16 protein-coding genes are annotated in these 12,573 nt (G+C 62.8%); 10 read left to right on the top strand and 6 right to left on the bottom strand.

The window, feature by feature from the left end:
- The first annotated feature begins 69 nt into the window (after window positions 1-69).
- Genes ACO057_RS11300 through ACO057_RS11290 form a run of 3 tightly spaced genes read left to right on the top strand, consistent with a single transcriptional unit; the run spans window position 70 to window position 2,340 of the window.
- Window positions 70-828 (top strand): hypothetical protein, encoded by a 759-nt coding sequence (locus ACO057_RS11300; protein ID WP_421991692.1) that lies wholly within the window; start codon window positions 70-72, stop codon window positions 826-828.
- A 1-nt stretch (window position 829) separates the two neighbouring features.
- On the top strand, window positions 830-2,041 hold the full coding sequence (locus tag ACO057_RS11295) for a phage head spike fiber domain-containing protein (RefSeq protein ID WP_421991690.1): 1,212 nt from the start codon (window positions 830-832) through the stop codon (window positions 2,039-2,041).
- Window positions 2,038-2,340, top strand: a complete 303-nt coding sequence (locus tag ACO057_RS11290) for a hypothetical protein (protein WP_421991688.1) — start codon at window positions 2,038-2,040, stop codon at window positions 2,338-2,340. The genes ACO057_RS11295 and ACO057_RS11290 overlap by 4 nt, the downstream gene beginning before the upstream one ends.
- A gap of 45 nt (window positions 2,341-2,385) precedes the next feature.
- On the opposite strand, the gene ACO057_RS11285 is transcribed toward ACO057_RS11290, so the two are convergent.
- The 6 genes from ACO057_RS11285 to ACO057_RS11260 all read right to left on the bottom strand — a co-directional run bounded on the left by ACO057_RS11285 (window position 2,386) and on the right by ACO057_RS11260 (window position 6,564).
- The gene (locus tag ACO057_RS11285) at window positions 2,386-2,736 is read right to left on the bottom strand and encodes a hypothetical protein (protein ID WP_421991687.1); all 351 of its coding nucleotides are present in this window, start codon (window positions 2,734-2,736) and stop codon (window positions 2,386-2,388) included.
- 80 nt (window positions 2,737-2,816) lie between these two features.
- Entirely contained in the window at window positions 2,817-3,509 is a 693-nt protein-coding gene (locus tag ACO057_RS11280; protein WP_421991685.1) for a hypothetical protein, read from the bottom strand.
- A 213-nt stretch (window positions 3,510-3,722) separates the two neighbouring features.
- Window positions 3,723-4,199 (bottom strand): hypothetical protein, encoded by a 477-nt coding sequence (locus tag ACO057_RS11275; protein ID WP_421991683.1) that lies wholly within the window; start codon window positions 4,197-4,199, stop codon window positions 3,723-3,725.
- 186 nt (window positions 4,200-4,385) lie between these two features.
- Window positions 4,386-4,691 (bottom strand): hypothetical protein, encoded by a 306-nt coding sequence (locus ACO057_RS11270; protein WP_421991681.1) that lies wholly within the window; start codon window positions 4,689-4,691, stop codon window positions 4,386-4,388.
- A gap of 731 nt (window positions 4,692-5,422) precedes the next feature.
- Window positions 5,423-5,647 (bottom strand): hypothetical protein, encoded by a 225-nt coding sequence (locus ACO057_RS11265; protein ID WP_421991679.1) that lies wholly within the window; start codon window positions 5,645-5,647, stop codon window positions 5,423-5,425.
- A 563-nt stretch (window positions 5,648-6,210) separates the two neighbouring features.
- Entirely contained in the window at window positions 6,211-6,564 is a 354-nt protein-coding gene (locus ACO057_RS11260) for a hypothetical protein (RefSeq protein ID WP_421991677.1), read from the bottom strand.
- An 879-nt stretch (window positions 6,565-7,443) separates the two neighbouring features.
- Between ACO057_RS11260 and ACO057_RS11255 the strand changes: the two genes are divergently transcribed.
- From ACO057_RS11255 to ACO057_RS11225, 7 genes are read left to right on the top strand one after another with little or no spacing between them, the layout of a single operon-like run.
- On the top strand, window positions 7,444-7,836 hold the full coding sequence (locus ACO057_RS11255; protein WP_421991675.1) for a Gp49 family protein: 393 nt from the start codon (window positions 7,444-7,446) through the stop codon (window positions 7,834-7,836).
- Entirely contained in the window at window positions 7,833-8,066 is a 234-nt protein-coding gene (locus ACO057_RS11250; RefSeq protein WP_421991673.1) for a hypothetical protein, read from the top strand. The genes ACO057_RS11255 and ACO057_RS11250 overlap by 4 nt, the downstream gene beginning before the upstream one ends.
- The gene (locus tag ACO057_RS11245; protein ID WP_421991671.1) at window positions 8,063-9,259 is read left to right on the top strand and encodes a hypothetical protein; all 1,197 of its coding nucleotides are present in this window, start codon (window positions 8,063-8,065) and stop codon (window positions 9,257-9,259) included. Before ACO057_RS11250 ends, ACO057_RS11245 begins: the two co-directional genes overlap by 4 nt.
- 3 nt (window positions 9,260-9,262) lie before the next feature.
- The gene (locus tag ACO057_RS11240; RefSeq protein ID WP_421991669.1) at window positions 9,263-9,883 is read left to right on the top strand and encodes a dATP/dGTP diphosphohydrolase domain-containing protein; all 621 of its coding nucleotides are present in this window, start codon (window positions 9,263-9,265) and stop codon (window positions 9,881-9,883) included.
- Entirely contained in the window at window positions 9,880-10,128 is a 249-nt protein-coding gene (locus ACO057_RS11235; RefSeq protein ID WP_421991667.1) for a crAss001_48 related protein, read from the top strand. The genes ACO057_RS11240 and ACO057_RS11235 overlap by 4 nt, the downstream gene beginning before the upstream one ends.
- 4 nt (window positions 10,129-10,132) lie before the next feature.
- Window positions 10,133-10,813 carry a hypothetical protein gene (locus ACO057_RS11230; protein ID WP_421991665.1) on the top strand — a complete coding sequence of 227 codons (681 nt, stop codon included), beginning with the start codon at window positions 10,133-10,135 and terminating at the stop codon, window positions 10,811-10,813.
- The gene (locus ACO057_RS11225; RefSeq protein WP_421991663.1) at window positions 10,810-12,552 is read left to right on the top strand and encodes a hypothetical protein; all 1,743 of its coding nucleotides are present in this window, start codon (window positions 10,810-10,812) and stop codon (window positions 12,550-12,552) included. Before ACO057_RS11230 ends, ACO057_RS11225 begins: the two co-directional genes overlap by 4 nt.
- Window positions 12,553-12,573: the final 21 nt, after the last annotated feature.

Raw genomic sequence — 12,573 nt, 5'->3', positions numbered from 1 at the left:
ATGTAGCCCCCTACACTGCGCGCGGTATAGCTCTTGACTACCCGTCATGACTGAACAGGGAATCAAGATATGTCTGTAACCTTTCCGCGCCGCTCGGTAATTGACGTCCTTGAGGACATCGCCAACGGGATCAAGATGGACCTGCCTGATGGTGCCAGTGGCTTCCCGGTGGTGGGGCCCGTCACCGATGAGCAGCTCCGGGCTACGCCGGTGCCTGTTGCTGGTCCCCTCACGGATGCTCAGCTGCGCGCGGCGGCTGTTGCTGTGTCGCTCACGGGCTCCGCGACCTCAGCTCTCCAGACTACGGGCAACACCTCTCTCGCCTCTCTCTTGGCGGCTGGACCTGCTGTGGTGGTGGGAAACGCCATCACGCGCGTGGCGGACGTGCTCCCGTATCTCGCAGGCGATCTCATCGCCAACAACCTGACGGCTGGGAGCGTGACTCCCATCACCCTTGGCGCGGCGCGCGCTTCCAATCTGCCTGTCCAGCTGCGCCGGGCCCGCCTCACGGTGTCGGGTGCTGCTTCGCCCTGGGCTGGTGCCACGGTGCGCGCGCACTTCTACTCGTCTTCGCCGGTCTCGGCCGTGGGTGATAACGGCGTCTTCCAGACCCCCGTGGCTGGGTATCTCGGCTACATGGACATCACGCTGGATCAGACGCGCAGCGATGGTGTGTTCGGTGCTGGTGCGCCTGGCGCCGGCGGCGAGATCACGACCCTCCCCGTGGCGAGCGGTGTGAACGTCTTCGCCCTGCTGGAGACGCGATCGGCTGTCACGCCGGCCTCGGCCAGCATCTTCACGCTGACCCTCGAAGTGTGGCGCGGCTGAGATGATCCCCTCCCTCTGCGCGCCGATACTGAGCCTGCGGCGTAAGGCGTTCCCGCTGAGTGCGGATGGCTATCTCTCGCCAGGCTTCACCTTCAGCCGCGCCACAGCGGCCACCTTCGTCGATAGGTCGGGCGTCGTCAGCTTGGTGGGCCCCAATGTCCCGCGCTTCCAGGATGGCCGGCTTCTTATGGAGGGCGATCGGGTGAACCTCTGGACCAACTCGCAGCAGCTCCCCGCAGCAGCTGGTCTCGGAACTGGTTACAGCACAGCCGCCGTCGAGGCAGCTTTCACCTATGCCTATGGTGCTCAGACTGACTATGCAGGGCGCGGAGTGCTGGGGAAGGCCATCCGCTTCAACGGTGCCCCGGCGGCGGCGGGCGTCACGCGCCCTATGTCCTACACCATGGCTGCGGCCTCCATGGCAGCTGACACCGAGTACGCCATCTCTCGGTATGCTGCATGGACGGGCGTCGGCACACCCACAGGGGTGACCACTATCCTGCGGTCTCTCGGGGCCTTGTCCAATCCCACCGGGCCGAGCTTCGACTACAGCGACACAGCTCTCCGGCGGTATGTGATCCAACGGGTCACGACATCGGTCCCCGACGCCATCAGCATCCAGCAGAACAGCAACTATCTCGCCGGCGCCAACGATCTCGAGCAGTTCATCGGTGGGGACCAATTCGAGGCGGGTCTCTTTCCGTCCTCGTTGATACCCACGACGGGTGGGGCGGCAACCCGCTCGCGCGACATTTGCGCGGGTCCGCTCATTGGTCTTGGGCTGCCAGCCATGGGCTTCACGCTGTACGGCTCCACGGTCTTCGTGGGCGCAGGACAATCCTCAATCCACCAACCCATCTTCACGGTGGATGCGGGTGCGACGACGGCTCGTTGGTCTCTCTATGCTGATGGAACTGGCGTCCGCATTCGCAAGGACGGGGGTGGCAATACGGCAATCCCGATTGGCACCATGACGCCAGGGGTTGTGCTGCGCTGGGCCGCGTCGTTCGATCTGATCAACATGGTCATGAGCGCCTGCGTTGCTGGTGGTGCTGTCGGAACACAGGGCAGTCCTGGCGTTGCGATGACTCATCTTCGTATCGGGAACTCCGCCAGCACAGCCGCGCCTGGGTTCAACGCTTCGGCTATCTGGGCGCTGCCCTACGCTGCGACCGCTATGCAACTTCCCTCCATCGCCGCAGGTGCTCCATGAGCTGGACCTATACGTTCCACCGTTTCGAGGACCGCACGGTCTTCGAGAAGGCTCTGGCCACCAAGGGATGGATTGAGGGCGTGCCCGAGCACCTGGTAGCCCTTGATGTGCTGGGCACCCTCTTCAGACAGGGTGAGGCAACTGGCTCTGATCCGGAGACGGGAGAGCCTGTTTACTCGCGGATCGAACGGTCGGGATGGCACGTCAATGCCGCCTGGAACGGTGAGGATATGCCTCCCGAGTTCAAGGCTGCGGAGGTCTTCCCGGTGACCCCTAACCAGGTCTTCTTCACAGGTTGATAGGTAGAGAGGCCGAGGGTGTGATGCCCTCGGCCGCCTTTGTATTCAGAGCCCCTGAAGATGGTCGTGGATCCAGGCTAGGCGCGCCTGGTTCTGCCAGGTCGCCTGCCTGGTCTTTTCATCCCAGAAGTGCAGGTGGTTCCCCTCGTTGAAGGGGAAGGTAATGCACAGCCCCGCGGCCTTGAACTGTCGCTTCATCTCGAAATAGAGGCTACTGCTCTCGGGATGTCCGGCGCTGCCGCCCATGTAGGCCATGAGCATGCCGCAGAGGCACGTCTGGTTGCGGAGGAAGCGCCCATTCGAGGGCTCTATCCCTTGGGTGAGGTAGCGGTGGACCGAGGAATAGAACTCGGTGAGCTCTGGGCTCTGCACGCAGAGCGGATACTTCAGGAGCATCGGACGTGAGCCTTCTATGGCGCTGAGGGTGTCGGTCCTCAGCGCCTTGGTTCGGGTGAATTGTCGGGGTGGAGTGCGGCTCAGGCGGCGTAGAAGATGTCTTCGGTCGAGATGTAGGCGCGCTTGCCGCCGAAGTTCACGTAACCGACGGTGGGCACGAGTTGCTCGTCGGCGATGCCGCAGCTGTCACTCGCCTGGTCCTCGAGCATGGCCAGGTTGGCCAGCAGGCGGGTCATGTAGGGTGGCGAGACGAAGTGGATCTCGCGGCGCTCGTCCAGCTCATCGAAGATCAGGGCGTCCACGGCACGCTGCCAGGGCAGCATCCCATTGGCTCGGTCCCAGCGGTCATCGTCTTCGCGATACCCATCCTCGATGTGGCTCCAGCGGGTCGTGCGCTTGTGCCAGAGACCCTCGGCGAGGTAGCTGGGCAGGCTCTCCTGCTGCTCGCGGTCGAGTGCCCGCGCCTCCTCGGGCGTCTCGTAGTCGGGCATGGGCGGGTTCAGGCGGTTGGGTGTGGCTCGGTGGTAGCCCACGACGCACATGGGGCAGCTGCAGGGCCGGTTGTGGGTGCTGGTGTTCTTGCCCACCCGGCGCAGGTCGCTGAGGTATTCGACGACGAACTCACTGCGCATGCCCATGGACATGATCCGCTTGGTTCGGGCCTTCAGGCGCGCATTGTGGGCCCGGCGATCGGCTCGGCTGTGGCGCGGCGTAGGGTTGCTGGTGAACAGGAAGAAGGTGGTCTTGATCTTCTTGGCGCGGCGCTTGGGCATGAAAATGCTCTCCTCGTTCCAGGTTCTTAAGCTAACGCTTGGTTTTAGGTGCGGTCCCTCCAATAAAGCATGAATATGGATGCTTAGGTTTTAGAGGGTTGGATGGGAAAGTTGGCGGCTGCTCAACTTGGTCTATCTTGTGAGACAAGCCCCTGGGCAGCCTCCATGCCCTCGAAAGGATCATGATGACTGCCCAGGTGGTGGCCTACTCGATCAGGCGAAGGCCTTGACCAGGTAGGCATTGTCGGCCGGCGCGACGGAGGTCTCGGTGGCCACCTTGCGCAGCTGCACGCGCAGGTTCAGCACCACCTCGGTCTCGCCCGGCGCCATCTGGGTCGCGTGCTCCATGAGCTGGCGCCAGAGGTCCAGCTGCGCCTGCACGTAGGGCGAGTTGGAAGCGGCGCTGGGCAGCTTCAGCTGGTCCAGTGCGATGCCGCGACCGGGCAGGCTGAGGAAGTCCTCGACCGTTTCCGACTGGCCATCCGGGCCGGGACGCTGCACCTGCAAGGGGATGCCCACGTTCATCCAGATGTCGGCCGGGACGAAGTTGTCCTCCATCGCCGGGCCACCGTTGTGACCGCGGTTGCCGAAGGGCATCGCGCGACGGTTCTGGGTGATGCCACCCGGCTGAGCGCCGCGGCCCTGATAGGTGGGACGCGAGGCGCCGTAGTCCTGCTCGAAACGCGACATGGTGGTTCCAATCATCGAAGGTGGGCTGATGCGCCGCGCGCATGATCAGACCGGGTTTGCAAGAACAAGAGGACCATTCCTCCCATCCTCAAAGGCCAGAGGCCGAACAGCCTCCAGCAAAGAGAAGAGCAATAAAGAAAGGGAGAGGACGCCCGACGTGTAACTGATGGGCGATCGGTTGAAGTGCTACTGTATCCAACCGATGTGGTAGCGCTGGCCACTGTAGCTGCAGTAGGCCGTGACCTTCCCCGTCGCGCCGATACGCGCCTGCGACAGATAGTTCTCCGCGCAGAAGTTCTGCACGGCCCGGTCACCGGAGAACCGATGAACGATGCCACCCTGCTCGAAGTGAACAGGCGTGGCCTCATCCGCGATGAAGTCGGCCAGGCCCTCCTCGAGATCAACGACCTCGTCGAGATGGGCGAAGGCACGGTCGAGGATCGCGTCGAGATCCCCGTCGGTGGGCTCGAGATAGGAGAGGTGCTGGGACATGGTTCAGCCCACCTTCTTCATGGGCTGCCCGGCAGGCAGGCCGTAGTAGGGACCACCATCGTCGATCCGGTCTTCGAGATAGGACGCCCTTGAACGGGAGAACTGTCTCGCTCTCACCGTAGGCCGAGACAGGGATCGAGCCGCGCAGACGCTCCTGGCCCGGTAGCAGAGGCTGCTCGTCCTGCGGATACAGGCCAGGCACCGTGCTCAAGCGCGCCATATACCCCTCGTAGGTGGAGATCTGCTCGGGCTTGGGGCCGGGCTCGTAGGACTTGGCCAGGGCATGCAGCAGCCAGAACATGGTGAAGCTCACCGAGCTACCGCTGAACAACGTGATGCGAGTGATCCCGCCCATGTCCGACCAGAAGATGCCGAGCAGAACCCCGAGGTTGAGGCCTAAGAACAGAAAGAGAACAGAGCAGGCGTAGAAGATCGTGCGCAGCATGTGCGGCTCCTATGGTTCAGGTTGTTGGGGAAGGGTTCTCGGAACTAGTCCGAGTGGACGATGAAGCAGTCGCGCTTATGCAGGCGCGAACGTACTTCGGCAGGAAGGTTACTTCCTGGTTCCTTGATGGGATCTACGAGCTCGAGCGCTGCGTTGTTGGAGTAGCGCAGCTCTTCGGCATGCTCGGTGCCTGGGACTATGGAGTTGAGGCGCCCGTCAGGTGTCTTACGCTCGCCTGTGCCCCAGGGAATGATCGGAGTCCGCGCATGAGGGATCCTGCTCATGGTCAGTTCCCTCCCGCGAGCTGGCGGCAGAGGTTGAGATGGCACTCCTCCAACCACGGCTCCTCTTCGCCGTAGGGAATGTACTCGTCGGTGATGATGAGCTTGATCTCGAGCAGGTTGTCCTCGAATGGGTGCAACCAGCCACCGTCACGATCGTCCTCATACTGAGCAAGTGTGAACGGGTTCTCTACGTCCGGTTGGACATCACACAATGACTTGAGGGGCATCCGACTCTCCTTGGTTCAGAGGGCCTGATTGCCCTCATCCACAAAGGCCGGAGGCCAGCAAGTTGAACTTTATGAGACGTGCCCAAGGGACAGGTGCAATGGACCTATCCTTTAGGTGCTGCTTCGTTTGGGTGAGCATCAAGATAGGATGCAGAGTTGGCAGACCATCAGACACAGCTACTAGTTTGGTGCATCTCAACCATCACTCTCTCGTGTAGAGCTACCCATCGGGATAAGTTTAACTACACGGCTACACGGTGCTCATGATGGGACTGATGAGCGTAATGCCTCACCTTCGGTTCGGCTTGGGTAATACCCATCTCATACTCTGCCCATCATGAAGCAAGCTACTTCCCTGCCCGGAGCTGGTGTCCAGGAAGGGAAGCACGTAGTTCAGCCGAAGCGCTTGTTCGCGCCGTGGATTATATAGACGAGGAACAGGTTCGCGAGAGCGAGACCGGCAGCGAGGCAGGCGAGTTCCGTGTAACCCATGGTGAGGTTCTCCTTGTGTGATGTCTGATGGTTGGGAGTGCCCACTCAGCCGGAACTGAGTGAGCTGGTAGTTAGGCGTTGGCCGTCTTGAGGCGCCGTGCCTTGCCGTCTTCGACAGCCTTGGCGATGGCGTCGTAGCTGGTCTTGTAGTGCGTGTGGTGCTGCTCGGACTGCGCGCAGAACCGATCGACCTCGATCTTGGTCGCGGTGAGATCCTGTGCCGTCTCGGCCAGGAGACGCTGGGTGAAGATGGAGTTGTCCGCGTCGATGCGTTCCGCCTGGTGCTCGAGAGCGCTGGAGACGTAGTTGTCGAGCATGGAGATGCCCTTGGTAGCTGCGCCGAAGACAGAGCCGACGGTGTTGGCAGCGGTGGCAATGGTGCCGAGCAGCGAGCCCGTGGTGGTGCGGATGGAAGCGACCTGCATGGTGTGGATCCCCTGGATCAAGGTGGGGGCCCTATTACCCCCACAAAGGCCGGAGGCCGGGGGGTGGTTTTGTTCACGCGTGTAGTGGGCGTGTAAACTACTCGCAGACGTCAGTACGAGAAATCCTAGAACCCTTCCTAAAATATATGCAGAATTTCTCTACTACTGCTCTTCCTAAGTTTAATACCTAACTTCGCCGTTTAGTCTAACTCTATAGGGTTAAAGTTAAGAATAAGAAGACAAGTAAGAAAGAGAAGAGATCTAGGCATAGCTTCGCCCTGACCATCCCATCCTTCGTTTGAAAGTGGAGTGGCTGACCCTTGGAAGGGTAGGCTGGAGTACCTGCGCTGGTGAGTCGAGACTTAGGGGAGGGTTTCGCCGGCGGGAAGGGGAAAAGCTGGTTCGCTTGGCTCAAATTAGAAAGAGCCCACCAACCTCCCCTGCTGGGCGAAGTCGGTGAGCTCGTTCGTGTCCGGCGCTGCTGCTTGCTTTTGCTCTGCTTTTCTCTTCGGGCGGATGGTCTCTCAACCACCATCGGGGAGTGGGCACTCCTCTGCTGGATCGTTGCCCGCGCACCCAGGCCGTACTCGGCGGGGAACCAGGGGCAGCTCGATCTGGCTCCATCAAACTTACACAGGAGAGGGAAGGTTGCAAGCTTAAACCTATGGATATGTTGAAGAAAAAACGGGGCGTAGATCGAGGCCATCCACGACTCCTGTTCGCACGCCATCCAACAAGTCCTGTTCAAGTAATGCTGATTAGTAGGTACGATAAGTAGCGCCACACGATACACCACCTAAAGCACATATCCCGTTGCGAAGGTGGTTAGTCATGGACGTTACTGAGGCTATGTTAGAGGAACGCGCCAAGGCGCCCCGCGTGACCTTGCAGCAGGTGAATGACTTCATCTCCTCGGAGCACTACTTCACAGCCCGCGACGGCGCGCTCGGTGCGTTCCTCATCGAGGCCGGTGCGATCACCAAGGAGGGCGAGACACCGCTCGAACCCGGCACCGAGATGGGGATGTTCATCCCCGCGCCCCTCGAGCTGCTGACCTTCTGCGTGCTGGTGCTGGCCAACGGCTTCACCGTGACGGGCCAGGGCGTCTGTGCCGATCCGGCGAACTTCGACGCGCAGATGGGCCGCGACCTCGCGCGCAAGGACGCGGTCAACAAGATCTGGCCGCTGCTCGGCTTCGAGCTGCGCACCAAGCTGGCTGCCTTCGAGCAGGCGGCCGCCCTCTCGGGGGAGACCTCGGAGCGGCTGCAGTGAACGCCGCCAAGCCGGATGACGTTCGGCCCCTCGAGATCGGTGATCGGCTGCGAGACAATGACCCGCGAATGCCCGGCCGCATCCTCACGGTCGTGGACTTCGTCGATGTCAGCGGCATTCGTATGGCCGCCTGCCGCACCGGCGCGCGCAACGTGAAGGTTTCGCTCACGCGGATCTTCCTCGACGACAAGGAGCGGCGCACCGGCTTCTCGCGGGTGAACCCGTCGTGACCCGACCCACGATCGAGGAGATCGTCGCGGTCTATGAGCGCCTTGGTTCGGTCGCTGCCACAGCGCGCGAGTTGAACGTCGCTCGCTCCACCCTACGCGACCGACTGGCCGCGGCGAACGTGTCGCTCCCCGCCCAGGGGTTCGAGGTCGCGAACGAGACCAAGACCTTCGATAAGCACGGCGAGCTGATCCGCCAGAGCATCCGGACGAAGGCGGCGCCCGGCGCGAAGCACGAGATCCCCGAAGGTCACAGCGTCAAGGGCGAGTCCGCCCTGTTGGACCCGAAGGGGAACGTGGTCCTGAAGTGGGTCAAGACCCGAGAGGACGCGCTGGGCGCCGGGCTGGTCGAGGCAATGACCTCGGCCATGGAGAAGTTCACGGGGGCCGCGCCCCTCGTCGCCCCGCCAGCCGACGCCCGTGACGACATCCACACCCTCTACCCGCTCGCGGACCTGCACATGGGGATGTACTCCTGGGCGGCCGAGACGGGTGGCGACTACGACGTCGAGATCGCGAGCAAGCGAGCCAAGGACGCCTACCGCTCCCTGGTCTCACTGGCTCCGCGCAGCCGCAGCTGCACCCTGCTCAACCTCGGCGACTTCTTCCACGCGAACGACCAGAAGAACGTCACGCCCGGCCACGGTCACCAGCTCGACGTGGACGGCCGGCACGCGCGGGTGCTCGAGGCCGGCGCTGATCTCCTGCTCGAGGTGATCGGCATGTTGCTCGAGCACCACTACGACGTGGAGTTCGTCTGCCTCGCGGGGAACCATGATCCCACGGTGGCCGACGCCTTGCGCGTGGCGATGCGCCTCTACTACCGCGGCCATGGCCGGGTGACCGTGGACGGCTCGCCGGCGATCGCCTGGTACAAGCGCTTCGGCACCAACCTCATCGGCGCGACCCACGGCCACACCATCAAGCAGGCGGATCTGCCCGGCATGATGGCGTTCGATCGTGCCGTGGACTGGGGCAAGACCAAGCACCGCCAGTTCTTCACGGCGCACATCCACCACGAGCGCGCGGTCGAGAAGGCTGGCGTGCGTGTGGAGTCCTTCCAGACCCTCGCGAGCCGGGACGCCTATGCGGCCGCCGGCGGCTGGCGGTCAGGCCAATCCATCCAAGCCATCACCCTCCACCACGAACGCGGCGAGATCGCCCGGTCGCGCGTGAACGTCAACGAGAAGGTCTGAACCATGCACGCAACAGTTGACCGCCACGGCGTCTGGACCCCTGTTCCCGACAACGCCGAGCGTGACCCCACCGGCCGCGACGCCCACGCCCCCGGAGCGAAGCTCGACGCCGGCAAGATGCGTCCCTCCCTGGTTCTGGGTGGGTTCTCCCGCGCCTTGGCCGAGGTGACCAAGGTCGGCACCTACGGCGCGAACAAGTACAGCGACAATGGGTGGATGGAGGTGCCCAACGGCCTCGCGCGGTACAGCGACGCGCAGCTGCGCCACCAGCTTTCCGAGATGTCGGGCGAGCGCTGCGACAAGGACACCGGCCTGCTGCACGCGGCGCACGCGGCCTGGAATGCCCTAGCCCGCCTCGAGTTGCTGGTGCGTGACGCGGCTGAGCCGAAACTCTCAGGCGAAGCGAAGCAGTTGCAGGTTTCCGATATGGAGGTCGTGCTCTCCTCGGCTCTGCCGCCCTCGTGCATCACCTCGGCCGAGATCCGCCGCGCCTCCGATCGCCACGACCAGGCGCTCGGCATCCACGGACTCAGCTTCACCGATGCGCGCTCGAGCACGACCATTGGCGGCCCAGACACGCGCTTGCCGTTCCCGATCAACCTCGTCGGGGGTGCCGGCCGATGAGCGCCTCGGTCCACATCTCCACACCCCCCTGGTTCAACCGCCTGGTCGAGGAGGAGGCCCAGCTCAACGACAAGATCACGAAGCTCAAGGGCTTTCTGCGCGCGGAGCCGGGCCCGTCGCACCTGAAGCTCAACGACATCGAGCATCGGGATCTCCTCGAGCAGCTGCAGGCCATGAAGAGCTACCTGCACATCCTGCAGCGGCGGATCGCGCGTCTCGGCGCCACCTTCTCCCTCAAGGCGTAACCCGATGCTCACGCAGGATCAGATCGCCCAGGCTCTGCCTGCGAACCTGAAGTCGGCCGCGACACCCAGCTTCACCGCCATGGTGAATGGGATCGTGTCCGATCCTCTGATCGCTGAGCAGGTGCGCGAGAACTTCATCTCCTACTCGCGCGTGCTCAGCGAAGGGAAGTTCAAGACCGAGGACTACCTGCACGCGGTCACCTACGTGAGCTTCAAGCTCATGGGGATGACGAACCTCGAGGCCTACTGCCGCACCTTCCCGGCGCGGCACGCAGCTCTTGCCGCCAAGGGCACCAGCTCCAAGGACATCTCGGCCTACGTCGCCGCATACCACCGCGGCAAGCTGGTCAACCTCATCATGGAGCAGAGCCTGGTGCCCAGTTGGGTGCTGAACCAGGACATCCACCAGAAGGCCATCAACCACCTGGCCACGCTGATGACCTCGGCCTCGAGCGAGAAGGTGCAGGCCGAGGCGGCGATCGGACTCCTCACCCACCTGGCCAAGCCCAAGGAGGCCGGCCCCCTGGTGTCGATCGACATGCGCGAGACCTCGGGCACCACGGAGCTGCGGGGCTTGCTGAAGGAGCTGGCTCAGCAGCAGCAGGCAGCCATCGCCGCGGGGATCTCGCCGGCGGTCATCGCAGCGCAGCGGATCATTGACGTCGCGCCGGAGCCAGTGCCGTGAGCTCGGGACTCTTCACCCGGCCGGCGATGGCCGGGGTCGTGCCCCCTCCGCTGCCCGTTCCTCCGCAGATCGCCCTGGCTACCGCAGTCGCGGCCGCGGCACCCATCCCGGATCTCCTCCAGCCGGACGCGCCCGCGCGGCTGCAACAGGATCTCGATCGCTGGCTCGACACGGTGAACTACACCGGCCTGTCCGAAGCCAGCTACATGCCATCCGAGTTCGCGCTCACCTTCATGAACTTCATCAAGCTGGTGAATGGAACCGAGGGAGAGTCCCATAAGACGCCGCCTGTCCACCTGAAGATGTTGGACAAGATCGCCGGCGCGGGAAAGCGCGCCTACATCGCCAATCTCTGCTTCCGTGGTTCGGCGAAGACCACCCTCTTCATGGAGTATCTGTGCCTCTTCCTCGCTGTGTTCGGCTACCTGCCGGGCCTGGGGAAAGTCACCGGCATGATCTACGTGTCGGACTCCATGGAGAACGGCGTCAAGTCGGCGCGCAAGAACATCGAGTTCCGATGGAAGAACAGCGAGTTCCTCCAGGAGTGGCTCCCTCCGGACAACGTCGTCTTCACCGACAAGGAGCTCAGCTTCGTCTCGAAGGATGGCCACCGGCTGACGGTGAAGATGTTCGGTGCCAAGACCGGGCTCCGCGGCACCAAGATCGACGGCAAGCGCCCGAAGCTCGCGGTCCTCGACGACCTGGTGAGCGACGACGACGCGCGCTCCGGCGCGGCCATGCTCTCCATCAAGGACACCGTGCATAAAGGCGTGAACCACGCGCTCGACCCGGTCAACCGGATGGTGCTGTTCAACGGAACGCCCTTCAACAAGGATGACATCCTCATCGAGGTCATCGAGTCCGGCGCCTACGACGTCAACGTCTGGCCGGTCTGCGAGCGCTTCCCCTGCACGCGCGAGGAGTTCGTCGGCGCCTGGCCCGATCGGTTCGACTACGACTATGTCAAAGAGCAGTACGACATGGCCGTGAAGCTGGGAAAGCTGGCCGGCTTCAATCAAGAGCTGATGCTGCGCCTGACCTCGGAAGGCGAGCGCCTGATCCAGGATGCCGAGATGAACTGGTATTCTCGCCAGCGTCTGCTCCAGAACAAGCACGCCTTCAACTACTACATCACGACCGACTTCGCGACTTCGGACAAGAAGACCGCAGACTTCAGCGTGATCTCGGTGTGGGCCTACAACCATATCGGCCAGTGGTTCTGGGTGGATGGGATCTGCGAGCGCCAGACGATCGACATCACCTTCAAGGATCTCTTCCGCCTGGTTCAGAAGTACGCGCCGCAGCAGGTGGGTATCGAGGTCTCCGGCCAGCAGCAGGCGTATATCAAGCTGCTCCAGAACGAGATGCTCACCCGGAACATCTGGTTCAACTTCGCCAGCTCCGAGAAGTCCGGCGACCCCGGTATCCGCCCGATGGTGGACAAACTCGCCCGCCTCAACCTGGTGGTCCCCTGGTTCAAGTCGGGGATGATGCACTTCCCCGAGGAGTTGAAGACCTCGGTGATCATGGGCCGCTTCGTCCAGCAGATGCAGCTCGCCACCATCGTCGGACTCAAAGGCAAGGACGACTGCCTCGATACCATCTCCATGCTCGGATACCTGAACCCTTGGAAGCCAGCCCAGGCAAAGGTGCCGCTCATGGGCCACAACGGCGGCCCGGACTGGGATGAAGATGAGGAAGAGTCCAGCTCACACGCCCTAGACTCCTACACCGTCTGACCTAACGCCGAGAGGTGCTCC

It is taken from the genome of Roseococcus sp., from assembly GCF_965227005.1.
Classification (GTDB): Bacteria; Pseudomonadota; Alphaproteobacteria; order Acetobacterales; family Acetobacteraceae; genus Roseococcus.
This window is presented reverse-complemented; position numbering and strand designations above follow the sequence as displayed.

Coding starts and splice junctions, on each gene's coding strand:
- ACO057_RS11300 (WP_421991692.1), top strand. CDS start 70: ATGTCTGTAACCTTTCCGCGCCGCTCGGTAATTGACGTCCTTGAGGAC.
- ACO057_RS11295 (WP_421991690.1), top strand. CDS start 830: ATGATCCCCTCCCTCTGCGCGCCGATACTGAGCCTGCGGCGTAAGGCG.
- ACO057_RS11290 (WP_421991688.1), top strand. CDS start 2,038: ATGAGCTGGACCTATACGTTCCACCGTTTCGAGGACCGCACGGTCTTC.
- ACO057_RS11285 (WP_421991687.1), bottom strand. CDS start 2,736: ATGCTCCTGAAGTATCCGCTCTGCGTGCAGAGCCCAGAGCTCACCGAG.
- ACO057_RS11280 (WP_421991685.1), bottom strand. CDS start 3,509: ATGCCCAAGCGCCGCGCCAAGAAGATCAAGACCACCTTCTTCCTGTTC.
- ACO057_RS11275 (WP_421991683.1), bottom strand. CDS start 4,199: ATGTCGCGTTTCGAGCAGGACTACGGCGCCTCGCGTCCCACCTATCAG.
- ACO057_RS11270 (WP_421991681.1), bottom strand. CDS start 4,691: ATGTCCCAGCACCTCTCCTATCTCGAGCCCACCGACGGGGATCTCGAC.
- ACO057_RS11265 (WP_421991679.1), bottom strand. CDS start 5,647: ATGCCCCTCAAGTCATTGTGTGATGTCCAACCGGACGTAGAGAACCCG.
- ACO057_RS11260 (WP_421991677.1), bottom strand. CDS start 6,564: ATGCAGGTCGCTTCCATCCGCACCACCACGGGCTCGCTGCTCGGCACC.
- ACO057_RS11240 (WP_421991669.1), top strand. CDS start 9,263: ATGCACGCAACAGTTGACCGCCACGGCGTCTGGACCCCTGTTCCCGAC.
- ACO057_RS11235 (WP_421991667.1), top strand. CDS start 9,880: ATGAGCGCCTCGGTCCACATCTCCACACCCCCCTGGTTCAACCGCCTG.
- ACO057_RS11230 (WP_421991665.1), top strand. CDS start 10,133: ATGCTCACGCAGGATCAGATCGCCCAGGCTCTGCCTGCGAACCTGAAG.